28 protein-coding genes are annotated in these 26,718 nt (G+C 72.3%); 18 read left to right on the top strand and 10 right to left on the bottom strand.

The features are described 5' to 3' along the window. Positions 1-11: 11 nt before the first annotated feature. Both ACGFIA_RS04020 and cofD read right to left on the bottom strand, forming a co-directional pair. On the bottom strand, positions 12-1,097 hold the full coding sequence (locus ACGFIA_RS04020) for a coenzyme F420-0:L-glutamate ligase (RefSeq protein ID WP_357381784.1): 1,086 nt from the start codon (positions 1,095-1,097) through the stop codon (positions 12-14). Continuing rightward, positions 1,094-2,041 carry a 2-phospho-L-lactate transferase gene (cofD, locus tag ACGFIA_RS04015; RefSeq protein WP_357381786.1) on the bottom strand — a complete coding sequence of 316 codons (948 nt, stop codon included), beginning with the start codon at positions 2,039-2,041 and terminating at the stop codon, positions 1,094-1,096. The genes ACGFIA_RS04020 and cofD overlap by 4 nt, the downstream gene beginning before the upstream one ends. Before the next feature lie 99 nt (positions 2,042-2,140). On the opposite strand from cofD, the gene ACGFIA_RS04010 reads away from it, so the two are divergent. From ACGFIA_RS04010 to ACGFIA_RS03985, 6 genes are all read left to right on the top strand, one after another. Then, positions 2,141-3,067: a hypothetical protein gene (locus ACGFIA_RS04010; RefSeq protein ID WP_357381788.1), complete on the top strand. Its 927-nt coding sequence runs from the start codon at positions 2,141-2,143 to the stop codon at positions 3,065-3,067. Positions 3,068-3,245: 178 nt separating this feature from the next. After that, positions 3,246-5,771, top strand: coding sequence for a bifunctional FO biosynthesis protein CofGH (locus ACGFIA_RS04005; RefSeq protein ID WP_357387982.1), 2,526 nt, complete (start codon positions 3,246-3,248; stop codon positions 5,769-5,771). Positions 5,772-5,921: 150 nt separating this feature from the next. Further along, positions 5,922-6,215, top strand: coding sequence for a hypothetical protein (locus ACGFIA_RS04000; RefSeq protein ID WP_357387980.1), 294 nt, complete (start codon positions 5,922-5,924; stop codon positions 6,213-6,215). Positions 6,216-6,286: 71 nt separating this feature from the next. Further along, entirely contained in the window at positions 6,287-7,684 is a 1,398-nt protein-coding gene (locus ACGFIA_RS03995) for a DUF4331 domain-containing protein (RefSeq protein WP_357387978.1), read from the top strand. 13 nt (positions 7,685-7,697) lie between these two features. Next, positions 7,698-8,036, top strand: coding sequence for a phospholipase (locus ACGFIA_RS03990; protein ID WP_357387976.1), 339 nt, complete (start codon positions 7,698-7,700; stop codon positions 8,034-8,036). Positions 8,037-8,495: 459 nt separating this feature from the next. Then, positions 8,496-8,756 (top strand): WhiB family transcriptional regulator, encoded by a 261-nt coding sequence (locus tag ACGFIA_RS03985; RefSeq protein ID WP_013284161.1) that lies wholly within the window; start codon positions 8,496-8,498, stop codon positions 8,754-8,756. 101 nt (positions 8,757-8,857) lie between these two features. Here ACGFIA_RS03985 and ACGFIA_RS03980 read toward each other — a convergent pair whose 3' ends face one another. Beyond that, a complete protein-coding gene (locus tag ACGFIA_RS03980) occupies positions 8,858-9,307 on the bottom strand; it encodes a metallopeptidase family protein (protein ID WP_357387974.1) in 450 nt (149 codons plus the stop codon). A 153-nt stretch (positions 9,308-9,460) separates the two neighbouring features. Here ACGFIA_RS03980 and ACGFIA_RS03975 point away from each other — a divergent pair, with 153 nt between their 5' ends. Next, complete coding sequence (locus tag ACGFIA_RS03975) at positions 9,461-9,832, top strand: DUF3499 domain-containing protein (RefSeq protein ID WP_357387972.1); 372 nt, start codon at positions 9,461-9,463, stop codon at positions 9,830-9,832. A 125-nt stretch (positions 9,833-9,957) separates the two neighbouring features. On the opposite strand, the gene ACGFIA_RS03970 is transcribed toward ACGFIA_RS03975, so the two are convergent. The 3 genes from ACGFIA_RS03970 to ACGFIA_RS03960 form a co-directional block, all read right to left on the bottom strand. Beyond that, a complete protein-coding gene (locus ACGFIA_RS03970) occupies positions 9,958-11,337 on the bottom strand; it encodes an FAD-dependent oxidoreductase (RefSeq protein WP_357387988.1) in 1,380 nt (459 codons plus the stop codon). A 5-nt stretch (positions 11,338-11,342) separates the two neighbouring features. After that, positions 11,343-12,689 (bottom strand): aspartate aminotransferase family protein, encoded by a 1,347-nt coding sequence (locus ACGFIA_RS03965; RefSeq protein ID WP_116504134.1) that lies wholly within the window; start codon positions 12,687-12,689, stop codon positions 11,343-11,345. Positions 12,690-12,837: 148 nt separating this feature from the next. Beyond that, on the bottom strand, positions 12,838-13,350 hold the full coding sequence (locus ACGFIA_RS03960) for an Lrp/AsnC family transcriptional regulator (RefSeq protein ID WP_357387970.1): 513 nt from the start codon (positions 13,348-13,350) through the stop codon (positions 12,838-12,840). 206 nt (positions 13,351-13,556) lie between these two features. On the opposite strand from ACGFIA_RS03960, the gene ACGFIA_RS03955 reads away from it, so the two are divergent. The 9 genes from ACGFIA_RS03955 (at position 13,557) to ACGFIA_RS03915 (ending at position 22,081) form a co-directional block, all read left to right on the top strand. Then, positions 13,557-14,741, top strand: coding sequence for a spermidine/putrescine ABC transporter substrate-binding protein (locus ACGFIA_RS03955; RefSeq protein ID WP_357387969.1), 1,185 nt, complete (start codon positions 13,557-13,559; stop codon positions 14,739-14,741). Further along, a complete protein-coding gene (locus tag ACGFIA_RS03950) occupies positions 14,738-15,895 on the top strand; it encodes an ABC transporter ATP-binding protein (protein ID WP_357470237.1) in 1,158 nt (385 codons plus the stop codon). Before ACGFIA_RS03955 ends, ACGFIA_RS03950 begins: the two co-directional genes overlap by 4 nt. Positions 15,896-15,971: 76 nt before the next feature. After that, complete coding sequence (locus tag ACGFIA_RS03945) at positions 15,972-16,880, top strand: ABC transporter permease (RefSeq protein ID WP_393258425.1); 909 nt, start codon at positions 15,972-15,974, stop codon at positions 16,878-16,880. Beyond that, positions 16,880-17,710 (top strand): ABC transporter permease, encoded by an 831-nt coding sequence (locus ACGFIA_RS03940; RefSeq protein WP_357387964.1) that lies wholly within the window; start codon positions 16,880-16,882, stop codon positions 17,708-17,710. Before ACGFIA_RS03945 ends, ACGFIA_RS03940 begins: the two co-directional genes overlap by 1 nt. After that, on the top strand, positions 17,707-19,128 hold the full coding sequence (locus tag ACGFIA_RS03935) for an NAD(P)/FAD-dependent oxidoreductase (protein WP_393258421.1): 1,422 nt from the start codon (positions 17,707-17,709) through the stop codon (positions 19,126-19,128). The genes ACGFIA_RS03940 and ACGFIA_RS03935 overlap by 4 nt, the downstream gene beginning before the upstream one ends. Continuing rightward, entirely contained in the window at positions 19,128-20,330 is a 1,203-nt protein-coding gene (locus tag ACGFIA_RS03930) for a saccharopine dehydrogenase C-terminal domain-containing protein (protein ID WP_357387960.1), read from the top strand. Before ACGFIA_RS03935 ends, ACGFIA_RS03930 begins: the two co-directional genes overlap by 1 nt. After that, positions 20,327-21,340: an agmatinase gene (gene speB, locus ACGFIA_RS03925; RefSeq protein WP_357387958.1), complete on the top strand. Its 1,014-nt coding sequence runs from the start codon at positions 20,327-20,329 to the stop codon at positions 21,338-21,340. The genes ACGFIA_RS03930 and speB overlap by 4 nt, the downstream gene beginning before the upstream one ends. Positions 21,341-21,413: 73 nt before the next feature. Continuing rightward, on the top strand, positions 21,414-21,773 hold the full coding sequence (locus ACGFIA_RS03920) for a type II toxin-antitoxin system RelE/ParE family toxin (RefSeq protein WP_393258417.1): 360 nt from the start codon (positions 21,414-21,416) through the stop codon (positions 21,771-21,773). After that, complete coding sequence (locus tag ACGFIA_RS03915) at positions 21,770-22,081, top strand: helix-turn-helix domain-containing protein (RefSeq protein WP_216932161.1); 312 nt, start codon at positions 21,770-21,772, stop codon at positions 22,079-22,081. The genes ACGFIA_RS03920 and ACGFIA_RS03915 overlap by 4 nt, the downstream gene beginning before the upstream one ends. A gap of 18 nt (positions 22,082-22,099) precedes the next feature. On the opposite strand, the gene ACGFIA_RS03910 is transcribed toward ACGFIA_RS03915, so the two are convergent. From ACGFIA_RS03910 to ACGFIA_RS03895, 4 genes are all read right to left on the bottom strand, one after another. Continuing rightward, the gene (locus tag ACGFIA_RS03910) at positions 22,100-22,549 is read right to left on the bottom strand and encodes a hypothetical protein (protein ID WP_393258414.1); all 450 of its coding nucleotides are present in this window, start codon (positions 22,547-22,549) and stop codon (positions 22,100-22,102) included. Positions 22,550-22,650: 101 nt separating this feature from the next. Further along, positions 22,651-22,998, bottom strand: a complete 348-nt coding sequence (locus ACGFIA_RS03905; protein WP_357470245.1) for a DUF779 domain-containing protein — start codon at positions 22,996-22,998, stop codon at positions 22,651-22,653. Beyond that, positions 22,998-24,503 carry an aldehyde dehydrogenase gene (gene adh / locus ACGFIA_RS03900; protein ID WP_357387952.1) on the bottom strand — a complete coding sequence of 502 codons (1,506 nt, stop codon included), beginning with the start codon at positions 24,501-24,503 and terminating at the stop codon, positions 22,998-23,000. Before adh ends, ACGFIA_RS03905 begins: the two co-directional genes overlap by 1 nt. Before the next feature lie 40 nt (positions 24,504-24,543). Then, positions 24,544-25,827, bottom strand: coding sequence for a transcriptional regulator (locus ACGFIA_RS03895; protein WP_357387950.1), 1,284 nt, complete (start codon positions 25,825-25,827; stop codon positions 24,544-24,546). Between the two features lie 187 nt (positions 25,828-26,014). On the opposite strand from ACGFIA_RS03895, the gene ACGFIA_RS03890 reads away from it, so the two are divergent. Beyond that, complete coding sequence (locus ACGFIA_RS03890) at positions 26,015-26,392, top strand: hypothetical protein (protein WP_393258409.1); 378 nt, start codon at positions 26,015-26,017, stop codon at positions 26,390-26,392. 132 nt (positions 26,393-26,524) lie between these two features. After that, positions 26,525-26,674 (top strand): hypothetical protein, encoded by a 150-nt coding sequence (locus ACGFIA_RS03885; RefSeq protein ID WP_393258406.1) that lies wholly within the window; start codon positions 26,525-26,527, stop codon positions 26,672-26,674. Positions 26,675-26,718: the final 44 nt, after the last annotated feature.

The following is a 26,718-nucleotide window of genomic DNA, read 5'->3' as shown; positions in this document are numbered from 1 at the left end:
GCCCGCCGGAGTCAGAGCGCCAGCGTGGCGCTCGCGGTGCTGCCGGACGGGGGCGGAAGCAACGTCGAGTCGATCCCCTCGGCGGCCAGCGCGGCGCGCAGGCGTTGCAGGTCCGCGCCGAACCGGACCAGGTCCGCCCGGCCGACAGGGGTGGGCGCCGCGCCGAGCAGCAGGCCGGTGGCCGAGGCGGGCCAGCCGGGCACCGTGGCGGCGAGCCCGTCGCGTACCTCGTCGTCGGTGACGTGGGTGAACACAGTGCCCGGCGCGACCACGTCGGCCACCGCGTCGATCGCCCGCCGCACCGCGTCCGCGCCCGCGGGTTCGGCACCGACCCGGTCGGCGAGTGTCGCCGCCGCCCGCAGACCGGCGGCGCGCGCCTCGGCGGTGCCGAGCGAGAACAGGTCCATCGAGGCGTCGCGGACGAGCGTGCGTGCGCCCTCGTCGTCGTCCCGCGTCGCGGTGAGGTAGCCCCGCACCACAGCGACCGGGACCTGGTCGCACTTGCCCTTGATCAGCTCGCCGGCGCCGGCCAGTTCGTCGACCACGGCCATCTGGGTGACGAACAGCTCGTTGCCGTACGGGTCGACCTCGCCCCGGTGGTCGCGGATCGCCGGCATGCCGGCCACGCCGAGCGCCACGTCGGTGAGCCCGTTGCGCCACGGCCGGCCCATGGTGTCGCTGACGATCACCGCCACGTCGAGGCCGTGCCTGTCCCGCAGCGCGTCGCGCAGCGCCCGGGCGGACGCGTCCGGGTCGACAGGCAGCAGCACCAGCCGGGTCTTGTCCACGTTCGAGGCGTCGATGCCGGCCGAGGCCATCACGAAGCCGTGGTGGGTCTGCACGATCCGGGTCGCGCCCCGGGTCGCCACCACCCGGGCGGTCTCGGCGGCCAGGATGCGGTCCCGCTCGGCGAGCCGTTCCGGGCCGTCGGCCGGCACGTCGACCAGCCGGCCCTCCGCCTTCGACACGATCTTGCTGGTGACCACCAGCACGTCGTGGTCGCGCAGCCAGGGCGCCGCGCCGGTGATCAGCGCCGCCAGGTCGTCGCCCTCGGTCACGTCGCCGATGCCCGGCACCGGCAGGATCTCCAGCCTCACATCAGCTCCAGCGCGGCGCGCACCATCGCGGCGGTCGCCGCCTCGTCGGTCATCCACAGCGGCGCCGCGCGGACCGTCACGCCCGGCACCACGGTGCCCTCGTCCTCCGGGGCGACCAGCCAGCCGTCGAGCAGCCCGCCCGCCGACCGGGCGCCGTAGAGGCCGCCCACGCCGGCCGCGCCGCACTCCACGCCGAGCACGGCGAGGCAGCGGTCGGCCATGCCGCGTACCGGCGCGCCGCCGATGATCGGCGACACCCCGATCACCGGGGCCGGGCCGCCGGCCACCGCGTCGCGCAGGCCGGGCACCGCCAGCACCGGGGCGATGCTCACCACCGGGTTGCTGGGCGCGATCAGCACCACGTCCGCGGCGGCGACCGCCTCGACCACGCCGGGCGCGGGCTTCGCCGCGTCGGCGCCGACGAAGACGAACCGGTCGGTGGGTACGTCGGCCCGGTACCGCACCCACCACTCCTGGAAGTGGATCGCCCGCCGGCCCTGCTCGTCGGAGACGACGGCGTGGGTCTCCAGGCGGTCGTCGGTGGCCGGCAGCAGCCGTACGCCCGGTTGCCAGCGGGCCGCCAGCGCCTCGGTCACCTGGGACAGCGGGTAGCCGGCGTTGAGCATCGTGGTGCGCACGAGGTGGGTGGCGATGTCCTTGTCGCCGAGACCGAACCAGCTCGGCTCCGCGCCGTACGCGGCCAGCTCGTTCTTCACCGTCCAGGTCTCGCCCGCCCGGCCCCAGCCCCGCTCCGGGTCGGCGCCGCCGCCGAGCGTGTAGAGCACGCTGTCCAGGTCGGGGCAGACCTTCAGCCCGTGCAGCAGCAGATCGTCGCCGACGTTCACCACGGCGGTCACCTCGGCGCCCACCTCGCGGGCGTACGCCCGAACGCCGAGCAGGAAACGGGCGCCCCCGATGCCGCCGGTCAGTACCACGATGCGCATGGCGTCCATCCTTCCGCACGCGCCGCCGTCGATCGTCCGGTGGCCGGAGAGACTACGCTCACTTCGGCAACTGTCCGCTTTCGTCCCCTGGGGGAGTCCGTGACCAGCCCCGCCGAGCCCGCGTCCGGCGACGCCGCGCAGGCCAGCCAGTTGATCAAACCGTTGCGCGAACTGGCCGCGCTCGTCCTTCTCGGCGCCAACGCCGTGCTTCTCTTCGTCGGCCTGCTGCGCCTGCTCGTGCCGGTCGACGACTACAGCACGTTCAGCGGCCGGGCCGGGAGCACGTACTTCACCTTCATCGGCCTGGAGTCGACGGTCCTGCCGGTGCTCGCCGTCCTGATCTCCACAGTCGTCCTCCCGGTCGTGCCGAAGGCCAGGATGATCACGCAGGTGGCGCTGGTCGAGTACGCCGTGTCCGCCGTGTTCGGCGCGCTGACGTTCCTGATCTGGCTGGTCGGCCGGCTCGCCGACGGTGAGGTGCTCGACGCGTTCCTCGGCCTGCTGACCCGCGCGGCCTGGCTGGCGATCTTCGCGGTCGCCGCGTTCGTGGTGTTCAAGATCTGGCGCGCGCTCTACTACGTGCCGAAGCCGAAGGCGCAGCCCGGCGTGTACGGCCAGGCCCAGCCCGGCTGGCCGCAGCAGCCGGGTCAGCCCGGTGGCTACCCCGGCCCGGGCGGCTACCCGCAGCAGCCCGGCCCGGGCTACCCGCAGGCCGGCTCGCCCCAGCCCGGCTGGCCGCAGCAGCCCGGCCCGTACGGCCAGCCGCAGACGGCGCCGCCGTTCAACACCGCGCCGCCGCACGCGCCGCAGTCCGGTCCGCCGGCCGCCGACCCGCAGTCAGGTGTCCCGTACGCCGGTCCGCAGTACGGCTCGCCGCAGTCCGCGCCGCCGTTCGGGCAGCCGCCGTCGGCCGACCCGACGCAGGCGATCCCGCGCCAGTCCGCCGAGCCGGGCGCGCCGTCGCCGGGCGCCGACGACGAGCGCACCCAGCGGTTCGACCGCGAGGACCCGAACCAGCACCGCTGAACCCCGTCGCGGCGGGCGACGGACGACCGTCGCCCGCCGCCGGCGGTTCCGCCGCGCGGCCGCCCCGGTCGTACGCGTCCGGGCCGTCGCCGTGCGGCGGGTCACCGCCGGCGTCCCGCTGCCCGGACCGGAACCGGGCGCGGGCGGCGAGGCGTCCGGCAGCGCATAGGCTGGGCGGATGGTTGATCGCAGCGACCCCGAACCGACCGAGGCGAGCATCCGGCGGGCGCTGGGGCGGGCCGCCACCGGCCGGGCGCTCGACGCCGCCGAGGCGGGCGCGCTGCTGGCCGCGCGCGGGCCGATGCTCGACGAGCTGCTCCGGATCGCCTCCGACATCCGGGACGCCGGGCTGCGCGAGGCCGGGCGGCCGGGCGTGGTCACGTACTCGAAGAAGGTCTTCATCCCGCTGACCCGGCTCTGCCGGGACCGCTGCCACTACTGCACGTTCGCCACCGTGCCGCACCGGCTGCCCGCCGCCTACCTGGAACGCGACGAGGTGCTGGCGATCGCCCGCGAGGGCGCCGCGCAGGGCTGCAAGGAGGCGCTCTTCACGCTCGGTGACCGGCCGGAGGAGCGGTGGCCGGCGGCCCGCCGGTGGCTGGACGAGCGGGGGTACGACTCGACGCTGGACTACCTGCGCGCCTGCGCGGTGGCGGTGCTGGAGGAGACCGGCCTGCTGCCGCACCTGAACCCGGGCGTGCTCACCTGGTCGGAGTTGCAGCGGCTCAAGCCGGTCGCGCCGAGCATGGGCATGATGCTGGAGACCACGGCCACCCGGCTCTGGTCGGAACCGGGCGGCCCGCACTACGGCTCGCCGGACAAGGAGCCCGCGGTACGCCTGCGGGCGCTCGACGACGCCGGCCGGGTCGGGGTGCCGTTCACCACCGGAATCCTGATCGGCATCGGCGAGGACCGGGCGGAGCGGGTCGACGCGATCTTCGCGATCCGCCGGGCGATGCGGGAGTACGGCCACCTCCAGGAGGTGATCGTGCAGAACTTCCGCGCCAAGCCGGACACCGCGATGCGCGGCATGCCCGACGCGGAGCTGCACGACCTGGCCGCCACAGTGGCGGTGGCCCGGGTGCTGCTCGGCCCGAAGGCCCGCATCCAGGCCCCGCCGAACCTCATCGCGGGCGAGTACGACCTGCTGCTGAGCGCCGGCATCGACGACTGGGGCGGCGTCTCCCCGGTCACGCCCGACCACGTCAACCCGGAGCGGCCCTGGCCGCACCTGGAGGAGCTGGCCGCGCGTACCGCGATTGCCGGGTTCACGCTGCGCGAGCGGCTGACCGTCTACCCGGAGTACGTCCGCGCGGGCGAGCCGTGGCTCGATCCGCGTCTGCTGCCGCACGTCACAGCGCTCGCCGACCCGGCCACCGGGCTCGCGGTCGAGACGGCCCGCCCGGTGGGCCGGCCGTGGCAGGAGCCGGAGGAGGTCTACGGCGGCCGGACGGACCTGCACGCCACCATCGACGTCACCGGCCGCACCGGGGACCGGCGGGGCGACTTCGACAGCGTCTACGGCGACTGGGCCGAGGTGGCCGGCAAGGTGGCGCCGGAGGCGCGCGCGAGCGTACCCCCGGGTGGTGGCGCGGACGCCGACCTGCGCGCGGGCCTGCGGCTGGCCGCCGACGACCCGGCCGCGCTGCTCACGCCGGCGCACGAGGCCAAGGCGCTGGCGCTGTTCGGCGCGGACGGCCCGGCGCTGGACGAGCTGTGCCGGCTCGCCGACGACGCGCGCCGGGACGCGGTCGGCGACGACGTCACCTACGTGGTCAACCGCAACATCAACTTCACGAACGTCTGCTACGTGGGCTGCCGTTTCTGCGCGTTCGCCCAGCGGGAGAGCGACGCCGACGCGTTCCGGCTCTCCCTGGAGCAGGTCGCCGACCGCGCCGAGGAGGCCTGGGTGGCGGGCGCGACCGAGGTCTGCCTCCAGGGCGGCATCGACCCGAAGATGCCGGTGACCGGTTACGCCGACATCGTCCGCGCGATCAAGGCGCGGGTGCCGGGCATGCACGTGCACGCGTTCTCCCCGATGGAGATCGTCACCGCCGCCGCGAAGGCCGGCGTGCCGGTGCGGGAGTGGCTGCTGCGGCTCCGCGAGGCCGGGCTGGACACCATCCCGGGCACCGCCGCCGAGATCCTCGACGACGACGTGCGCTGGGTGCTCACCAAGGGCAAGCTCCCGGCCGCCGCCTGGGTCGAGGTGGTGAGCACGGCGCACGAGCTGGGCATCCGGTCCAGCTCCACGATGATGTACGGCCATGTGGACCACCCGGGGCAGTGGCTGGCCCACTTCCGGGTGCTGGCCGGCGTGCAGGACCGCACCGGCGGGTTCACCGAGTTCGTGGCGCTGCCGTTCGTGCACACGAACGCGCCGATCTACCTGGCCGGCATCGCCCGCCCGGGCCCGACCTGGCGGGAGAACCGGGTGGTGCACGCGATGGCACGGCTGCTGCTGCACGGCCGGATCGACAACATCCAGTGCTCCTGGGTGAAGCTCGGCGACGAGGGCACCGTGGCGATGCTGCGCGGCGGCTGCAACGACCTGGGCGGCACGCTGATGGAGGAGACCATCTCCCGGATGGCCGGCTCGGGCAACGGGTCGGCCCGTACCGAGGAGCAGTTGCGCGCGATCGCCACCGCTGCGGGGCGGCCGTTCCGCAAGCGGACGACCGCGTACGGTCACGCCCGCGCCTGAGGTCGAACCTTTCCCCGCCGCGCGCCGTACCTGTGGATGCCGGCGGCGGTTTCGGCGAGGACCGCCGCCGGTGACCCCGAACCGGGGCCCGGCGGCGTCCGGGTGCCCGGCCCGCTGCGGCGCTGCGGCGCCGGTCCGGAAAGGTTGCCGATGAGCACTGACGAGACCACCGACGCGCCGAAACGGCGGACCTGGCCGCGGTTGACCCGCAGGCAGACGCTCACCGCCGCGGCGAGCGCGACACTTGGCGCCGCCGCCCTCACCGTGCCGGGCCTGTCCGCCGCCCAGAACGCCCCCACGGCTAGCCGGCGCGACGAGCCGATCGTGGTCCACCTGCGCGACGCCGCCGCCGGCGTCATGGACGTCTTCGTCGGTACCAACCGGGTCGAGGTGCGCGACCGCGGCCTGGCCGACCGCCTGGTGCGCGCCGCCGGCCGGCGCTGATCCACGCTCCGCCGGCGCGGTTTCCCGGCGCCGGTTCCGCTTTCCGTTCCCCCGACGAAGGTGCGTCCGCCATGTCCTCTCACCGCGAGGCCCCGGAGATCGCCAAGGATCCGGTCGCCGACAGTTCCGACCTGTACGCGTTCGTCACGCCGAGCCAGCCGGACACCGTCACGTTGATCGCCAACTACGTGCCGGTGCAGCTCCCCTCCGGCGGCCCGAACTTCTTCGAGTTCGGAGACGACGTCCGGTACGAGATTCACATCGACAACGACGGAGACGGTTATCCGGACGTCACCTATCGTTTCGAATTCACTACCGAGATCACGAACCAGAACAGTTTTCTCTACAACACCGGGCCGATCGAGTCGCTGGAGAGCAAGAACTGGAACCGGCGGCAGTTCTACCGGCTGACCCGGATCGCCGACGGCCGTGCCCGGGTGCTGGCGCACAAGCTGCCCTGTCCGCCGTGCAACGTCGGCCCGCTCTCCACGCCGAACTACCAGAACCTGGTCCGGCAGGCGACGTTCAAGCTGTCCACCGGCGAGAAGGTCTTCGCCGGCCAGCGTGCCGACGGTTTCTTCGTCGACCTGGGCGCGGTGTTCGACCTGGGTACGCTGCGGCCGTTCCAGCAGTTGCACGTCGCCGGCAAGAAGCTGTTCCGGAACGAGGGGGAGCCGGTCAACGCGCTGGACCGGCTCAACGTGCACTCCCTCGCCGTGCAGGTGCCGCTGAACCAGGTACGCCGCAAGGCCGCCCGCTACGGCTACGCCGACCGTGCCTCGACGATCGGGGTCTGGACCAGCGCGTCCCGCCAGCAGGTGCGGGTGCTCGGTGACCGGGTGTCCGCCGACACCGCAGCCGGGCCCTTCACCCAGGTGTCGCGGCTCGGTAACCCGTTGTTCAACGAGGTCGTCGTGCCGATGTCCAGGAAGGACCTGTGGAACACGCTGCCGCCGTCGGAGGACAAGCGGTTCGCCGGGTTCGTCGAGCGGCCCGAGCTGGCCGCGCTGCTGCCGGCGCTCTACCCGGGCGTGTTCGGAAACCTGGACGCGCTGAACAAGTCCAAGAAGCCGCGCGCCGACCTGGTGGCGATCCTGCTCACCGGCATCCCGGCCGGACTGATCGACGGCTTCGCCAACACCACCGGCGACACGCAGGCGGACATGCTGCGGTTGAACACGGCGATCCGGCCCACCGGCAAGCCGGACCGGTTCGGCGTGCTCGGCGGCGATCTGGCCGGGTTCCCCAACGGCCGCCGGGTCGCCGACGACGTGGTGACGATCGCGCTGCGTGCCATCGCCGGGCTGACCGTGCCGCTCGTCGACAAGACGTTCCGGCCGGACGCCGCGGCGGCGGCCGTGACACCGGGCCTGAGCGCGGCCGACGTCACCGCGCCGTTCCTGGCCGACTTCCCGTTCCTCGGTACGCCGTACGACGGGTTCGGCAACCCGCAGGCGAAGAAGTCCTGACGGGAGCCGGCGAATGTCACACCGTCACGATCTCGGCCCGTCTGAGGTCGGCAGCGTCGTGCTCGACCTCGGCGGCGACCGGGGCGCACTGATCATCCACACCGGCCGGGACCTGCACGGCCGGGAGATCGAGATCAGCCGCGTGGACCTCGGCGGTCCGCGGACGCACTCCGCCGTACGCGAGCGGCACGTCCGGGACGGGGTTTTCCACAGTGCCGTCTACCCGGATCTGGAGGCGGGTGTTTATACCGTCTGGTGGGACGAGAAGACGTCGGCCGGCGCGATCTCGGTCACCGGCGGGTCGATCGCCGAATTCGTCTGGCCCACCAGCTCACCAGCCCGCTTGGACTGATCCGTCAGTCACGCCGGAACCCGCGCCCCGTCCACATGGTGGACGGGGCGCGGTCGGCGTCGGCCGGCTCGACGGGCGGTACCGCGGGAGGCGCGTTACCCTTTGCCCCACCATTCTGATCTTGGTACGAGCGGCCGGCGGGGGCGTCCGGCCGGCCTGTCGGCGATACGCCACGGCAGAAAACTTCCGGCAACTCGCCGGGGAGGGCGTTACTCGTCCGGGGTCTGAATCGATAGGGCAGGTTGCGAGGCTACGGGCGACCGCGGCGGTCGTCCCGGACGTGTCGGGAGGGCGACTCCATTATCAAGTTTGGCTTGACGGCGCACGCATTACACGCGTGTAATTTGAATGGGGTTGTTCGCACGGAACGCAACAAATGGTGACCGTACGGACAGGCACGCCTTTCGCGTGGGGGGTTGCAGCGGCGAATGACGCCGGTGCGCGACAAGGAGGCAATCGATGGACGGCCAGCTCGAGGTGGCCGACCTGCTCGGGAACGCGCCGGAGTGGCAGGAGCGAGCGCTCTGCTCGCAGACCGACCCGGAGGCGTTCTTTCCCGAGAAGGGCGGCTCGACCCGCGAGGCGAAGCGCATCTGCTCGCGGTGCGAAGTGAAGACGGAATGCCTGGAGTACGCGCTCGGCCACGACGAGCGGTTCGGAATCTGGGGTGGCCTCTCCGAGCGGGAGCGGCGCAAGCTCAAGCGGCGGGTCGCCGCCTGATCCGCGTACGGGTCCGTGGGCGGTGGGGGCCGCCCGGACCCGGGTCGCCGTCCGGCCGGCGCGTCCGGCCGGGTGGCGGCGCCCAGCCGGGCCGGCCGAGGTCAGGCCAGTTCGTCGGGGTCGACCCCGAGCAGGTTCGCCACCTGCTCGATGATCACGTCGTGCACCAGGTCGGCGAGGTCCTCGCGGTCCATCGCGCGGAACTCCAGCGGCCGCCGGTAGAGCACGATCCGCGGCGGCACCTCCTGGCGGCCGGGACGCCCGGGCAGCAGCCGGGCGAGCGGCACCTCGCCGTCCTCCAGCACGTCCGAGTCGTAGACGTTCAGATCCGGCGGTACGTCCTCGACTGCGAACTCCACCCCGGCCAGCTCCTTGGCGAACCGGCGTTCGAGCGACTCCACCGTGTCGAGCACCAGATCGTCGAAGACCTCGGCCTTCGTCCGGGCCAGCGGCACGGTGGCCGGCACCAGCCGCCCGCGCAGCCCGCGACCGTGCCGGTCACGATGGGTGCGCCGGCCGGAGCCGGGACGGCGGTTCTGGGGGCTCGTCATGTCGGACAGGGTAGCCCGGGCCGGCGGTCCACCCGCCGTCGCGCGGCCGTCCGGCGTGCCGGTGCGTCGATCGGTGGAATTGTGATCACCAAGACGGGCGTGTCGTAACGCGAAGCGGTGCGCCGGACCCGGTAATGGGGATACCCTGCCGCGGTGAGGTCACCACGGCGCTGCTCCCGTAACGGCTGCCCCCGGCAAGCGGTCGCCACGCTGACCTATGTCTACAACGAGTCGACAGCTGTGGTGGGCCCGCTCGCCGCGTTCGCCGAGCCGCACACGTACGACCTGTGCGAGCCGCACGCCCGCAACCTGACCGCCCCGCGCGGCTGGGACGTGGTGCGGCACGAGGGCGAGTTCGAGCCGCCGCCGCCCACCACCGACGACCTGGTGGCGCTGGCCGAGGCGGTACGCGAGGCCGCCCGCCCCGCCCCACCGCGCCCTCCCGAGGACGAGCCCACCACGAAGCCCCAGACCCCCCAGCAGGGCCGCCGGGGCCACCTCCGGGTAATCCCACCCCACCACTGACCCCCACCCCGGTCCTCCGCGCGTTGATCAAGGAGTTTGTGTCACGGAACCCGTGTCCGGAAGACACAAACTCCTTGATCAACGGCGTGGGAGCCGGGGTGAGAGCCGGGTGGGAGCCGGGTGGGTCAGTGGCCTAGGAAGCGGGTGAAGGTCTGGGCCCGGCGGGACGGGCGCTGGGTGCGGTGCTCGGTGTGGTCGGCTGAGGACATGACCCTCAGGCCGGCGTTCACCGCCAGCCAGCGCAGCGGTTCCGGCTCCCAGCGCGGGGAGCGGTGGCCCACCCAGGGCAGCGCGGTCAGGTCGCTGTCCACGCCCCGGATCAGGTCGGCGAGCGTACGCCCGGCGAGGTTGCTGGTGCCGACGCCGTCACCGACGTAGCCCCCGGCCCAGGCCAGCCCGGTGCGGCGGTCCAGCCCCACCGACGCGGCCCAGTCCCGGGCCACGCCGAGCGGCCCGCCCCAGGCGTGCGTCACCGGCGCGTCCGGCCCGAGCACCGGGAACAGCTCCCCGAGCGCCCGGCGCAGCGCCGCGAACACCCGGGGCTCCCGGTCGAATCCCTGCCGCACCCGGGAGGCGTAGTGGTAGGGCGCGCCCCGCCCGCCGAACGCGAGCCGGCCGTCGGCGGTGCGCTGGCCGTACACGATGACGTGCCGGTAGTCGGAGAACGTCTCCCGCTCCGCCAGCCCGATCCGCGCCCAGGTCTCCTCGGGCAGCGGCGGGGTGGCCACCATCAGCGAGTAGACAGGGGCCACCGTCCGCCGCTGGCCGGGTAGCCCCGGCGTGTAGCCCTCGGTCGCGCGGACCACCACCGGTGCCCGGACCACGCCCGCCGGGGTCACCGCCGCGCCCGGCCGCAACGCGGTCACCGGGGTGCGCTCGTGGATGCGTACGCCCCGGCGTTCCACCGCCCGGGCCAGGCCCCGGACCAGCTTCGCCGGGTGCACGGCGGCGCAGTGCGGCGTGTACGTGCCGCCGCGTACCCCGTCGGCTGCGCAGCGCGCGGCGGCCTCGCCGGCGTCGAGCAGCGTCAGGTCGTCGTCGGTCAGCCCGTGCGCGTGGGCCTGGGCGACCTCGGCCCGGGCCCGCTGGAGCTGCGCCTCGTTGCGGGCCAGTGTCACCGTGCCGCCGGCCCGCCAGTCGCAGTCGATGCCCTCGGCGGCGGCGACCCGCCCCACCTCGGCGACCGTGTCGTGCATGGCCCGCTGCATGGCCAGTGCCCGGTCCCGGCCGTGCCGCCGGGCCAGCGCCGGCAGCGAGGTGGGGAACAGCGCCGAGCACCAGCCGCCGTTGCGCCCTGACGCGCCGTACCCGGCGATCTCCCGCTCCAGCACGACGACGCGCAACGTGGGGTCGGCCTCGGCCAGGTAGTAGGCCGTCCACAACCCGGTGTACCCGGCGCCCACGATCGCCACGTCGGCGTCCGTGTCGCCGGGCAACCCGGGTCGCGGTGTCAGCGGTTCTTCCAGGCCGGACAGCCAGTACGACAGGTGCCGGTAGTCGGTCATCGGGGTCAGAGCCGCGACCACGCCTCGGTCAGCACCGCGCGCAGGATCTGCTCGATCTCGTCGAAGTGCTGCTGGTCGGCGATCAGCGGCGGGGCGAGCTGCACGACCGGGTCACCCCGGTCGTCGGCCCGGCAGTAGAGCCCGGCGTCGAACAGCGCGGTGGACAGGAAGCCGCGCAGCAGCCGCTCGGACTCGGCCTCGTCGAACGTCTCCCGGGTCGTCTTGTCCTTTACGAGCTCGATGCCGTAGAAGTAGCCGTCGCCCCGGACGTCGCCGACGATCGGCAGGTCGTACAGCTTCTCCAGGGTGGACCGGAACGCGCCCTCGTTGGCGCGGACGTGCCCGATCAGGTCCTCGCGGGCGAACACCTCCAGGTTGGCCAGCGCCACGGCGCAGGAGACCGGGTGCCCGCCGAACGTCACGCCGTGCGCGAACATGCCGGTCTCGGTGAGGAACGGCTCCATCAGCCGCTCGCTGGCGATCATCGCGCCGAGCGGGGCGTAGCCGGAGGTGATGCCCTTGGCGGTGGTGATGATGTCCGGCTGGTAGCCGTAGCGGACGGCGCCGAAGTACTCGCCGAGCCGGCCCCAGGAGCAGATCACCTCGTCGCTGACCAGCAGCACGTCGTAGGCGTCGCAGATCTCGCGGACCCGCTCGAAGTAGCCGGGCGGCGGCGGGAAGCAGCCGCCGGAGTTCTGCACCGGCTCCAGGAAGACGGCGGCGACCGTCTCCGGGCCCTCCCGCTCGATCGCCCGGCCGATCTCCTCGGCGGCCCAGCGGCCGAACGCCTCGGGGTCGTCGCCGTGCTCGGGGGCCCGGTAGAAGTTGGTGTTCGGCACCTTGATGCCGCCCGGGACCAGCGGCTCGAAGTCGGTCTTGATGCCGGGCAGCCCGGTGATCGACAGCGCGCCCATCGACGTGCCGTGATAGGCGATGTAGCGGCTGACCACCTTGTGCTTGGTGGGCTTGCCGGTGCGCTTGAAGTAGGCCCGGGCCAGCTTCCACGCCGCCTCGACGGCCTCCGAGCCGCCGGTGGTGAAGAAGACCCGGTTCAGGTCGCCGGGCGTGAGCGTGGCGATCTTCTCGGCCAGCTCGACGGCCTTCGGGTGGGCGTACGACCAGAGCGGGAAGTAGGCGAGCTCGCCGGCCTGCTTCGCGGCGGCCTCGGCCAGTTCGGCGCGGCCGTGGCCGGCGTTGACGACGAACAGCCCGGCCAGCCCGTCCAGGTAGCGGCGGCCCTGCGCGTCCCAGACGTACGCGCCCTCGCCCCGGACGATTGTCGGAACCTCGCCGGCGGGGTAGCTCGCCATGCGGGTGAAGTGCATCCACAGGTGGTCGGTGGCGTTGGCCATGTCAGCCCCATCGGGTCTCGGGCCGGTCAGGGGTGACACCGGCCGCTCTGCCCACGGTTATCCCACAGGCGGTGCCGATAAGGCAAGTGAACAAGCCTCAGGGCGACGAATTCAGCGTCGCCTGAGCGTCACGCCAACGGAATCCGCATCAGGCGGTGCCCCAGCTGTAGGTCTGCTTGCGCAGCTTCAGGTAGACGAACGCCTCGGTGGAGAGCACGCCGGGAACCCCGCGCAGCCTCTGCAGGATCTCCAGCAGGTGCGCGTCGTTGCGGCAGACCACCTCGGCCAGCAGGTCGAACGAGCCGGCGGTGATCACCACGTAGTCGATCTCCTCGAACTCGGCCAGCCGGTCGGCGACCGACTCCAGGTCGCCGTCGGTGCGCAGCCCGATCATGGCCTGGCGGGGAAAGCCGAGCTGGAGCGGATCGGTGACCGCGACGATCTGCATGACGCCCGCGTCGAGCAGCCGCTGCACCCGCTGGCGTACGGCCGCCTCGGAGAGTCCGACCGCCTTGCCGATGCTCGCGTACGGGCGGCGCCCGTCCTCCTGGAGCTGCTCGATGATCTGCTTGGCCACGTCATCGAGCAGAGCGTGATTGGCACCATCACGCACAGTGACGCGACGGCCGCCGTTTCCGTTCTCCTGATGCCGGTTGACCATCGAGCGCTCCTTGTGTCCGATTCTCGGTGTCGAGCGTAATGCCCCGACGCAGTCTGGCGTAATTCGTGGTGACTAGCTATTCCGGCAACGGAATCCCTTGTGAGTGATGGTTTCTCATGTCAGGATCAGTCGTCCATCGCCACTGACCCTCCCGCCGGCGCGCCCCTCCGTCCCGCCGCCGACGATGCCCCCCAAGGAGTCGTCACATGCGTCGTCCCCTCCGGCCCCTCACCCGGCGTGGTCTGCTCACCGGGACCGTCGGCTCGGCCGCACTGCTCGCCACCGCGGGCACCCTGGCCGGCTGCGGGACCAAGGGCGCCCAGCAGACCGAAGCCGGATGCAAGAGCGAGGACCTGTCCGCCACCGAGAAGAAGGTCGCCTTCTCGAACTGGCCGCAGTACATGGACACCGACGAGAAGGACGAGTCGAAGCGCCCGACGCTCGACGCCTTCGTCGCCGCCTCCGGCATCCAGGTGACGTACACCGAGGACGTCAACGACAACAACGAGTTCTTCGGCAAGGTACGCAACCAGCTCGCCGGATGTCAGAGCACCGGCCGGGACATCATGGTGCTCACCGACTGGATGGCCGCCCGGGTGATCCGCCTCGGCTGGGTGCAGAAGCTTGACAAGTCGAAGATGCCGAACGTCGAGGCGAACCTGCTGCAGTCGCTGCGCGGTCGCTCCTTCGACGCCGAGACCCAGCTCGCCGTCCCGTGGCAGTCCGGCCTGGCCGGGCTCGCGTACAACGCCAACGTCACAAAGGAGATCCGCACTGTCGACGAGCTGCTCACCCGCCCCGATCTCAAGGGCAAGGTGACTGTGCTGTCGGAGATGCGCGACACCATCGGCCTGTTGCTCCAGTCGCTCGGCCACGACCCGGCCAAGTTCACGTCGGCCCAGTTCGACGACGCGCTGAACAAGCTCAAGAAGGCCGTGGACAGCAAGCAGATCCGGCGCTTCACCGGCAACGACTACGCGCCCGACCTGGCCAAGGGTGACATCGCCGCGTGCATCGGCTGGTCCGGCGACGTGGTGCAGCTCGGCTTCGACGACGAGAAGATCAAGTTCGTGGTGCCCGAGTCCGGCGTGATGCTCTGGTCGGACAACATGCTGGTGCCGAACAAGGCCACCCACAAGGCCAACGCCGAGGCGTTGATGAACCACTACTACGACCCGGCGGTGGCGGCGAAGCTGGCCGCGTACGTCAACTACATCTGCCCCGTGCAGGGCGCGCAGGCCGAGATGGAGAAGATCGACCCGGATCTGGCGAAGAACCCGCTGATCTTCCCGGACGACGCGATGCTGTCCAAGGCCAAGGTCTTCATGGCGCTCGACGAGGCGCAGGAGAAGGAGTACGAGACCAAGTTCCAGCAGGTGATCGGCGCGTGAAGGGGCAGCAGACCCCGGCCGGTGACCTGCGACTGGTCGACCTGACCAAGCGCTTCGGCGTCTTCACCGCCGTCGACGACCTCACCCTCACCATCCCGCAGGGCTCGTTCTTCGCCCTGCTCGGCGCGTCCGGCTGCGGCAAGACCACCACGCTGCGGATGATCGCCGGGCTGGAGCAGCCCACCAGCGGAAAGGTGCTGCTCGGCGAGCAGGACATCGCCGGGCTGCGGCCGTACAAGCGGCCGGTGAACACCGTGTTCCAGAGCTACGCCCTCTTCCCGCACCTGGACATCCACGAGAACGTGGCGTTCGGGCTGCGCCGCCGCGGCATCCGCAAGGTCGGTGACCAGGTCGAGCGGATGCTCGCGCTGGTCCAGCTCGAAGGCTACGGCCGCCGCCGTCCGGCCCAGCTCTCCGGCGGCCAGCAGCAGCGCGTCGCGTTGGCCCGGGCGCTCATCAACCACCCGCAGGTGCTGCTGCTCGACGAGCCGCTCGGCGCGCTCGACCTCAAGCTGCGCCGGCAGATGCAGATCGAGCTGAAGCGGATCCAGACCGAGGTCGGCATCACGTTCGTGCACGTCACCCACGACCAGGAGGAGGCCATGACGATGGCCGACACGGTCGCGGTGATGAACGCCGGTCGGATCGAGCAACTCGGTGCGCCCGCCGACATCTACGAGTACCCGGCCACCGCGTTCGTGGCGAACTTCCTCGGCCAGTCCAACCTGCTCGCCGCCGAAGCCGGCGGTCGCGCCGCAGACGACGTGCTGGTCACGGCGCACGGCGCGCGCTTCTCGGTGCCCGCCGGCCGGGCCCGGCTCACCGACGGTCCGGCCTTCCTCGGCGTACGTCCGGAGAAGCTGCACCTGGCCGACGGCCCGGACCGGGTGCCGGCCGGGCACCAGCACGTCGGCGGCGTCGTCACCGATGCCTCCTACGTCGGGGTGAGCACCCAGTACCTGGTGCGCACCGCGTGGGGGAGCGAGCTGACCGCGTTCGCCGCTAACAGCGGGCTGGGCGGTCAGTTGGCGGTCGGCACGGCGGTGACCGCGCACTGGGATCCGCGGCACGCGTTCCTGCTGCCCCGGGCCGCCGGTGAGGACGACCAGACCGCGCCGCTGCTCGACGAGCCGCCGGTGGGTGCGCTGCCATGAGCGAGCGCAGCGAGCGAATCGGCGGGCTCGGCGCGGAGGTGCCTCATGGCGGCACGGAGCGAAGCGGAGTGGCGGCATGAGCGCGCTGGCTCACGTACCGGCCTCCGCCGGGAAACCGGCGCCACCGCCGGTGCGGCGCGGGCGCAGCCGCCTCCTGCCGTACCTGTTGCTGCTGCCCGGCGCGGTCTGGCTGCTCGTGTTCTTCGCGCTCCCGCTGGTGCAGCTCGCCTCGGCCAGCCTCTACGACCCGGCCGGGTCGCTCTCCACCGGGTACGCCATGACCTGGGCGTTCAGCAACTACCCGGAGGCGTTGCAGGCGTACTGGCCGCAGTTCTCCCGGTCCTTCCTCTACTCGGCCATCGCGCTGGTGCTCGCGCTGCTGATGGGCTACCCACTGGCGTACGCGATCGCGCAGAAGGCCGGCCGGTGGAAGAACCTGCTGCTGGTGGCGGTGGTCGCGCCGATGTTCACCAGCTTCCTGGTGCGCACGCTGGCCTGGAAGACCATCCTGTCGGACAACGGCGCGCTGGTCGGGCTGCTGCGCGACGTGCACCTGCTCGGCCCGGACGGCCGGCTGCTGGCCACGCCGATCGCCGTGGTGCTCGGCCTGACGTACAACTTCCTGCCGTTCCTGGTGCTGCCGCTGTACGCGAGCCTGGAGCGGCTCGATCCCCGGCTGCTGGAGGCGGCGAGCGACCTGTACGCGAGCCCGGCGCGCGCGTTCGCCAGGGTGACGCTGCCGCTGTCGATGCCCGGCCTGATCGCCGGCACGCTGCTGTTCTTCATCCCGGCCACCGGTGACTACATCAACGCCGAACTGCTCGGTACCCCGAACGAGTACATGATCGGCAACGTCATCGACTCGGCGTTCCTGGTCCGGCTGGACTATCCGCAGGGCGCGGCGCTGTCGTTCCTGCTGATGGCCGCGATCCTGGCGATCGTCTTCGTCTACCTGCGGAAGGCCGGCACGGAGGAGGTGCTCTGATGAGACTCAGGCGCTGGCTAGCCGACCGGTGGGTGATGGGCGTGGCACTGCTCGTCCTCGGCTACCTGACGCTGCCGATCATGGTGGTCGCCGGGCTCTCCTTCAACCGGCCCTCCAGCCGGCTCTCCTACGACTTCAACGAGTTCACGCTCGACAACTGGAAGCAGCCCTGCGCCACCTCGGACATGTGCGATGCCGTGGTGCGCAGCATGCAGATCGGCCTGATCGCCACGGTCGTCTCCACACTCCTCGGCACGCTGATGGCGTTCGCGCTGGTCCGGCACACCTTCCGGGGCCGGTCAGGGCTCAACGGGCTGATCTTCCTGCCGATGGCCACCCCGGAACTGGTGATGGGCACCTCGCTGCTCGCCCTGTTCGTGGCCGCCGGGGTGCCGCAGGGCTTCTGGACCATCGTCATCGCGCACGTCATGTTCTGCCTGTCGTTCGTGGTGGTCACCGTGAAGGCCCGGCTCGCCGGCATGGACCGGCGGCTGGAGGAAGCAGCCATGGACCTGTACGCCAGCGAGTGGCAGACGTTCCGCCGGATCACGCTGCCGCTCGTGCTGCCCGGCATCATGGCCGCGTCGCTGCTGGCGTTCTCGCTCAGCTTCGACGACTTCATCATCACGAACTTCAACGCCGGCACCACAGTCACGTTCCCCATGTACGTCTGGGGCGCCTCCCAGCGGGGCATCCCGCCGCAGGTGAACGTGATCGGCACGGCCATGTTCGTGATCGCGTTGCTGCTGGTCGGGGTCACCTCGCTGCGCGGGCGGCGGGCCCGACGCGCCGCCCTCGCGGTGGTCGCCACACCGGCGGGGAAGCCATGACACTGCCGCATACCGGCCGGGCGCTGGCCGACGCCGCGCCCGTGCCGTACTGGCTGGACCGCCCGGTTCGGCCCGACCCGCTGCCGCCGCTGTCCGGGTCGCACGCCGCCGACCTGCTCGTGGTCGGCGGCGGGTACGCCGGACTGTGGACCGCGCTGCTGGCGAAGGAGGCCGACCCGGACCGCGACGTGCTGCTCGTCGACGCGGGCACGTGCGGCTGGGCGGCGTCCGGGCGCAACGGCGGGTTCTGCGCCGCGTCGCTGACCCACGGGCTCGCCAACGGCGTCGAACGGTTCCCCGGCGAGATCGCCGAGCTGGAGCGGCTGGGCCGGGAGAACCTGGACGCCATCGCCGCCACCGTGGCGAAGTACGACATCGACTGCGACCTCGAACGCACCGGTGAGCTGGCGGTGGCGGTCGAGCCGTACCAGCTGGACGGGCTCGCCGCCGACGCCGAGCTGGCCCGCCGGTACGGCCACGACGTGCGGCTGCTCGACCGCGACGAGGTACGCGCCGAGGTGGCGTCGCCGACGTACCTGGGCGGGATGTGGGACGCCGACCGGGTGGCCCTGCTCGACCCCGCGAAGCTCGCCTGGGGACTGCGCCGGGCCGCGCTCGACCTGGGCGTACGCGTGCACGAGCACACCCGTGTCACCGGCCTGGCCGACGACGGCGCCGGGCTGCGCGCCACCACGGCGGGCGGCGCTGACGCGGTGCCCGGCGCGGTACGGGCGCGGCAGGTCGTGCTCGCCACGAACGCGTTCCCGCCGCTGCTGCGCCGGCTGCGTTCCTGGGTCGTGCCGGTCTACGACTACGCGCTGATGACCGAGCCGCTGACCGGGGCGCAGCGCGACGCGATCGGCTGGCGGCACCGGCAGGGGCTCGCCGACACCGGCAACCAGTTCCACTACTACCGGCTCACCGCCGACAACCGCATCCTGTTCGGCGGCTACGACGCGATCTACCACTACGGCAACCGGGTGGCGCCCGCGCTGGAGCAGCGTGAGGCCACCTTCGACACGCTGGCGGCGCACTTCTTCACCACGTTCCCGCAACTGGACGGGCTGCGGTTCAGTCACCGCTGGGGCGGCGTCATCGACACCTGCACCCGGTTCTGCGCGTTCTTCGGCACCGCCTACTCCGGGCGCCTGGCGTATGCGGCCGGGTTCACCGGGCTCGGCGTCGGCGCGACCCGGTTCGGCGCCCGCGTGACGCTCGACCTGCTCTCCGGCACCGACACCCCGCTGACCCGGCTCGACCTGGTGCGCCGCAAGCCGCTGCCGTTCCCGCCGGAACCGGTCCGGTCCGTCGGCATCAACCTCACCCGCTGGTCGCTCGCCCGCGCCGACGCGCACGACGGCCGGCGCAACCTCTGGCTCCGTACTCTCGACCGTCTTGGACTGGGGTTCGACTCCTGATGCGTATCCTCCTCGTCGGCGCCGGTGGCGTCGGCTCCGCCGCCGTATCCATCGCCGCCCGCCGTTCCTTCTTCGAGACCATGGTGGTCGCCGACCACGACCCGGCGCGCGCCGAGCGGGCCGTCGCCGGGCACGGCGACCGGTTCGTCGCCGCCACGGTCGACGCCTCCTGCGCCGACGCGGTGGCCGCGCTGTGCCGGGAACACCGGATCACCCACGTCCTCAACGCGGTCGACCCCCGCTTCGTCATGCCGATCTTCGACGGCGCGTTCGCCGCCGGGGCCGACTACCTCGACATGGCGATGTCGCTGTCCCGGCCGCACCCCGAGCGTCCCTACGCCGAGACCGGGGTCAAGCTCGGCGACGAGCAGTTCGCCGTCGCACAGCGGTGGGCCGACGCCGGCCGGCTGGCGCTGTGCGGCATCGGCGTCGAACCGGGCCTGTCCGACGTCTTCGCCCGCTACGCCGCCGACGAACTCTTCGCCGAGATCGACGAGATCGGGGTACGCGACGGCGCGAACCTGACGGTCGCCGGCTACGAGTTCGCGCCCTCGTTCTCCATCTGGACCACCATCGAGGAGTGCCTCAACCCGCCGGTGATCTGGGAGGCCGGGCGTGGCTGGTTCACCACCGAACCGTTCAGCGAGCCGGAGGTGTTCGACTTCCCGGCCGGGATCGGCCCGGTCGAGTGTGTCAACGTCGAGCACGAGGAGGTGCTGCTCATCCCGCGCTGGGTCGAGGCGAAGCGGGTCACCTTCAAGTACGGCCTGGGCGCCGAGTTCATCGAGGTGCTGCGCACGCTGCACAAGCTCGGGCTGGACTCGACCGAACCGGTGCGGGTACGCGGCGTCGAGGTGTCCCCGCGTGACCTGGTGGCCGCCGCGCTGCCCGACCCGGCCACGCTCGGCGACCGGATGAGCGGCAAGACCTGCGCCGGCACGTACGTCACCGGCACCGGCCCGGACGGGCGGCCACGTCGCGTCTACCTGTACCACGTGGTCGACAACGAGTGGTCGATGGCCGAGTACGGCCACCAGGCGGTGGTCTGGCAGACCGCCGTGAACCCGGTCGTCGCGCTGGAACTGCTCGCCACCGGTGCGTGGACGGGCACGGGCGTGCTCGGGCCGGAGGCGTTCCCGCCGGTCCCCTTCCTGGACCTGCTCACCGGCTACGGTTCGCCGTGGGGGATGGAGGAACGATGACCCGGTACGGCCCGATGTTCGGCCCCGACATCACGTTCCTCGGCGTGCCGCCGTGCACAGTCGAGGAGCCGGTCACGTACGCCGACGCGGACGTCGTGATCATCGGCGCGCCGTTCGACGGCGGCACCTCGCACCGGCCGGGTACCCGGTTCGGGCCGTCAGCCATCCGGCAGGCCTGCTACCTGCCGCACGACGGCTCCCGCCCGTCGCTGGCGCTGCGCGTGGACGGGCTGAAGGACCTGTGCGTCTACGACGCCGGCGACGTGGAGATGTTCAGCGGCGACATCGAACGTTCGCTCGCCGCACTGGAGACCGCCGTGCACGCGGTCGCCGCCGCCGGGGCGATCCCGGTGGTCCTCGGCGGCGACCACTCCATCGCGCTGCCGGACGCGACGGGCGTGGCCCGGCACCACGGGCTCGGCCGGGTGTCACTCGTGCACTTCGACGCGCACGCCGACACCGGCGACGTCGAGTTCGGCTCACTGCACGGGCACGGCCAGCCGATGCGCCGGCTGATCGAGTCCGGCGCGGTACGCGGCGACCGCTTCCTCCAGATCGGGCTGCGCGGCTACTGGCCCGGCCCGGACACGCTGGCGTGGATGGCCGAGCAGCGGATGCGCTCGTACGAGATGACCGAGATCGTGGCGCGCGGGCTGGACACCTGCCTGACCGAGGCGTTCGGCATCGCGACCGACGAGTGCGAGGGCGTCTTCCTCTCCGTCGACGTGGACGTGGTCGACCCCGGCATGGCACCCGGCACCGGCACGCCCGAACCGGGCGGGTTCACCTCCCGGCAACTGCTCGACGCGGTCCGCCGGGTCTGTTACGAGCTGCCTGTGGTCGGGCTGGACGTGGTCGAGGTCGCCCCGCCGTACGACCACGCCGACATCACCGCGTACCTGGGTAACCGGGTGGTGCTGGAGGCCCTGTCCGCGATAGCCCGCCGCCGCCGCGACGCCGCCGGCGGAACCCAGTGGAACCCCACCCAGCCCTTGTTGGACGGCCGCTGACCGCTACCCCGGCATGTTTAGCTCAAGCTATAGTCGGACCATGGGTGCGGACGGGAAGCGCTAGTCGGTCCGGGTGACCGGAGAGGTCCGGCACTGGCTGCGCGACCTGCGGGACCACGACCCGGCGTCGTACGAGAGCGTCCGGGTGGCGGTGGACAAGCTGGCCGAGGTCGGACCGGGGCTGGGCCGCCCACTCGTGGACACGCTGCGCGGAAGCAGTCTCCGTAATCTGAAGGAACTGCGGCCTCGCTCCGGTCGGGAGGTGGCGATCCGGGTGCTGTTCATCTTCGATCCCTGGTCGCAGGCGGTCCTCCTGGTCGCCGGCAACAAGGCGGGCAACTGGACCCGCTGGTACCGGCAGCACATCCCGGCAGCGGAGGTTGCCTACAAGGCTTGGCTCGACAGCGAGCGCGAGCGAAGGGGGGAGTCGTGACCGACTTCTATCACTGGGACGAGGTCCGCGCCGAACTCGGCGGCGACGACGAGGCGTACGAGGCGGAGCGCGCCCGGACCGACGCGTGGGTGAGCGCGTTCCACCTGGCCGAGGAGCGCAAGCGGCTGGGGCTCACCCAGCGGCAGGTCGCCGAGATCATGGGGGTCACGCCCGGCCGGGTGAGCCAGATCGAGAACGGCGACCTCGACGTCAACGAGGTGGCCACGCTGAGCCGGTACGCCAACGCCCTCGGCGCCCGGCTACGGATCATCTTCGACTACGGCGACGACCTCCGGCAGATCGCCTGACCGGAGGCCGTCGACCGGTCAGGGGCGGGCGCAGCGGGGGCGCAGGCGCACGGGTTCGGTGGTTTCGGTGAGGGAGTTGGGCTCCACCACCAGGCGGGCTGTCGTGGTGGCCGGGCCGGGGCGGAACCTGCCCTGGTCGGCGGGGATGGTCGCGGTCCAGGTGCCGGCGGTGCGGTCGTCGGTGCAGGCTCCGATCACGCCGAATCCGAAGCCGGTGACCGACCCGCGCCGTACCCGCTGGTCGAGGTGCACCTCGATGTACGCGAGGCCGCGTTCGGCCCCGCAGCCGAACCGGCCGCCCACGGTGGCGGTGTGCGCCCGCGCGTCGGCCGAGCCGAACCAGTTGACGGAGATGGTGGGGGAGGCCGCCGGGGCGGCCACGGCGGCGCCGGGCGCGAGCCCGAGCGTGGCGGCGGTGGCCAGGGCGGTGAGGCCGGAGGCGAGCAACGACTGTCGGACCGGGTTCATGCGCGGTCTCCTGTCGGGCGGTGGTGGGACGCGGATTCCGAAGTGGACGGCGTCAGCATCCCACCGCCGCGATGCCCGCGAGCTGCAAGATCTCGGACAGATCAGCGGTTCAGGTGGGAGCGGATGAGGAAGCGGACGCCCTCCGGGGCCTCCAGGGAGAAGCCGCTGCCCCGTCCGGGCACCACGTCGACGGTGAGCCGGGTGTGCCGCCACAGCTCCCACTGGGCCTTGGACATCCAGAACTCCACCGGCTCGGGCACCCCGTCGACAGCCAGCGAGGCGAGCAGCACATCCGAGCCGCCGGTACGGAACTCACCGGCCGGATAGCACATCGGGGCGCTGCCGTCGCAGCAGCCGCCGGACTGGTGGAACATCAGCGGGCCGTGCTGCCCCCGCAGCGACCGGATCAGGTCGGCCGCCGCGGGGGTCACTGTCACCGGGTCACCCATCAGAAGAAGCCCAGCTTCTTCGGCGAGTAGCTGACCAGCAGGTTCTTGGTCTGCTGGTAGTGCTCCAGCATCATCTTGTGGTTCTCCCGGCCGATGCCGGACTGCTTGTAGCCGCCGAACGCCGCGTGCGCCGGGTAGGCGTGGTAGCAGTTCGTCCACACCCGCCCGGCCTGGATGGCCCGCCCGGCCCGGTACGCCGTGTTCAGGTCCCGGGTCCACACGCCGGCGCCGAGCCCGTACAGCGTGTCGTTGGCGATCTTCACGGCGTCGTCCAGGTCGGCGAAGGAGGTCACCGACACCACCGGGCCGAAGATCTCCTCCTGGAAGATCCGCATCGAGTTGTCGCCCTCGAAGATGGTCGGCTGGACGTAGTAGCCGCCGGACAGCTCGCCGCCCAGGTCCGCCCGCTCGCCGCCGGCGAGGACGCGGGCGCCCTCCTGCCGCCCGATGTCCAGGTAGGACAGGATCTTCTCCAGCTGGTCGTTCGACGCCTGCGCGCCGACCATCGTGTCGGTGTCCAGCGGGTGCCCCTGCTTGATCTGACCGGTCCGGTCCACGGCGGCGGCCAGGAAGTCGGAGTAGTGGCCCTGCTGGATGAGCGCCCGGGACGGGCAGGTGCACACCTCGCCCTGGTTGAGCGCGAACATGGTGAAGCCTTCGAGCGCCTTGTCCCGGAAGTCGTCGGACGCGGCGCTGACGTCGTCGAAGAAGATGTTCGGGCTCTTGCCGCCCAGTTCGAGGGTGACCGGCTTGATGTTCTCGCTGGCGTACTGCATGATCAGCCGCCCGGTGGTGGTCTCGCCGGTAAACGCCACCTTCGCCACCCGCGGTGAGGAGGCCAGCGGCTTTCCCGCCTCGACGCCGAACCCGTTCACCACGTTCAGCACGCCCGGCGGCAGCAGGTCGCCGATCAGCGAGAGCAGGTAGTGGATCGACGCGGGCGTCTGCTCGGCCGGCTTGAGCACCACAGCGTTGCCGGCGGCGAGCGCCGGGGCGAGCTTCCACACCGCCATGAGGATCGGGAAGTTCCACGGAATGATCTGCCCGACAACGCCCAGCGGCTCGTGGAAGTGGTACGCCACCGTGTCGTCGTCGATCTCGCCGAGCGAGCCCTCCTGCGCCCGGATCGCCCCGGCGAAGTAGCGGAAGTGGTCGATCGCGAGCGGGATGTCGGCGGCGAGCGTCTCGCGTACCGGCTTGCCGTTCTCCCACGTCTCGGCGATCGCCAGGGACTCCAGGTTGTCCTGCATGCGGTCGGCGATCCGGTTGAGGATCAGCGAGCGCTCGGCGACCGACGTGCGGCCCCACGCGTCGGCAGCGCCGTGCGCCGCGTCCAGCGCCTTCTCCACGTCCTCGGCGGTGCCCCGGGCCACCTCGCAGAAGGTCTGCCCGGTCACCGGGGTCGGGTTCTCGAAGTACTTGCCACCGTGCGGCTTCACGTACTCGCCGCCGATGTAGTGGTCGTAGCGGGACTGCCAGTGGGTCGGGGCGTCGTAGCGCGTCATGGGTACCTCCGCCGTCCGTCTGGGGTGGATGGCGGGCAGGCTAGTTTCCGGGACGTTGCAGGAACGTTGCGCGCGGCAGCGCGTACTCCTCGGCGAGCTGGCGGGCCCGCGCGAGCGCGAGCGGCCGGCGTGGCGCGCCCGGCGGCAGCGCCCGCGCCAGGGCCTGCCAGACGGCCAGGTCGTCGGACCCGGCCGCCGTCGCGGTCCAGGCCGCGAGCAGCCCCGGGTCGCCGCCGGCCAGCACGGCGGCGCGCAACTGGCCGTCGACAAGGCGGCGCAGTCGCGCGACTCCCGGCGCGTCCGACAGGGGCAGCAGGGGCCCGGGGTACGCGCGCAGCGCCGCCGCCGGGTCGCCACGTTCCAGCAGTTCGGTGACGGTACGGAAGTCGGCGCGCACGGCCGGGCGCAGCCGGTACGGGCGGGAGTCGAGCAGCTCCTCGCCGAGCACGCGGCGCAGGCGGGACAGCTCGGCGCGCAGCGTGACCGGGTGCCGCCGGTCGTCGCCGTAGAGGTCGAGGCCGAGTTGTTCCCCGGTGCGCCCCTCCGGATGGTCGACGAGCAGCACCAGCAGTTCGCTGTGCCGGCGGCCGAGCCGGATGCGCCGGCCGCCGACGCGCAGCTCCGCCACGTCGCGGCCGAGCGCCGACACGTACGCCACGTCCGGCGCGGCGGGCGCGGCGCCGGCCAGGAACGCCTCGGCGGCCCGGGCGGTGGCCCGGACCAGCGCCAGGCTCTGCGGGGCGGCCAGGTGGTCCCCGCCGGTGATGTCGACGGCGCCGAGCAGCGCTCCGCTGACCGGGTCGTGGATCGGCGCGGCGGCGCAGGTCCAGCGCTGCACCGGCCGGACGAAGTGCTCGGTGGCGAAGATCTGCACGCCGTGGTCGACGGCGAGGGCGGTGCCGGGCGCGTTGGTGCCGGCGTGCGCCTCGTCCCAGCGCGCGCCCGGTACGAAGTTCATCCGCTCGGCGTGCCGCAGCACCCCGGGGTGGCCCTCCACCCAGAGCAGCCGGCCGGCGGCGTCGCAGACCGCCATCAGGTGCGCGCCGTCCTGCGCGATGCCGCCGAGCAGGTCACGGAACAGCGGCATCACCCGGGCCAGCGGGTGCGCGGCCCGGTACGTCTCCAGCGCGTCGTCGACGAGGTCGACAGGCGGCGTGGCTTCCGGGTCCAGCAGCGCGGACCGCCTCCAGGAGCGGGCGACCACCTCCCGGACCCCGCCGGTGGTGGTGCCGGCGGCGAGGAACGCCTCGTGGGCGGCACCGACCTGCGCGATCCGTTCCGCCGGATCCGCGCCGAACTCCAGGGCGAGCCACGGGTCAGCCACCAGCGCCTCCTTCCACCCATCGTGACCCACCTCACCCCCGAGCGCCAAGGCGTGGCGGCAGGTACCGGCACGGACGGCCGGAGCGTCACCGGGCCCTCACCTTCCGTTGTGGACCGCCGGCCGGATCGAACGGTCCGGCCCTCCCGTCCGTACCACGCGTCGAACAGCAGCGACGACGGGAGAGAACGTGAGGGTGCAGCGCAAGCACGTGCTGGCGGCGACGGTGGCGGTGACCGCCACGGTGGCGGTCTCGGTGGGCACCGGACTCGGTTTCGCGGACACCGCGCCGGCCGCGCGATCGGTCTGCGCCGGGTCGGTGACCTTCTCGGCCGAGGGCGGACCGCCGGCCGCGACGAGCGACCGGTTCCCGGTCGGCACCCGGCTACGGGTGACGAACCTGGACAACCGCAAGGTGACCACGGTGACGGTGACCGGGCCGTCCGGGAGCTGCGTGCTGCTTAACGCCGCCGCCATGGACCTGGTACGCGAGCCGGGCAAGAACGTCATCCGCCGCAACGTGGTGGAACGCCTCGACGGCGCCGCCGCCCCGGCCCCGGGCGCGTAACTGGGTGAGACCCGCCCGGGCGCGGCGCAGCCGATCGGCGGCAGCGTCTGCTCCGGCGCGATCACGTTCTTCGCCGAGGGCGGGGCACCCGCTGCCACCAGCGGTCAGTTCCCGCTCGGCACCCGGCTGCGGGTGACGAACCTGGACAACAACAAGGTGGTGACGGTGACGGTGACCGGGCCGTCGGGCAGTTGCGTGCTGCTCAACACCGCAGCCATGGACGCGATCCGGGAACCCGGCAAGAACCTGGTCCGGCGCAACACTGTGGAACTGCTCCGCTGATCGTCCGCGCGGAACACCATGGGCCGGTCCTGGGAGATCGGGCC

Source organism: Micromonospora sp. NPDC049203 (assembly GCF_043197215.1).
GTDB lineage: Bacteria > Actinomycetota > Actinomycetes > Mycobacteriales > Micromonosporaceae > Micromonospora.
This window is presented reverse-complemented; position numbering and strand designations above follow the sequence as displayed.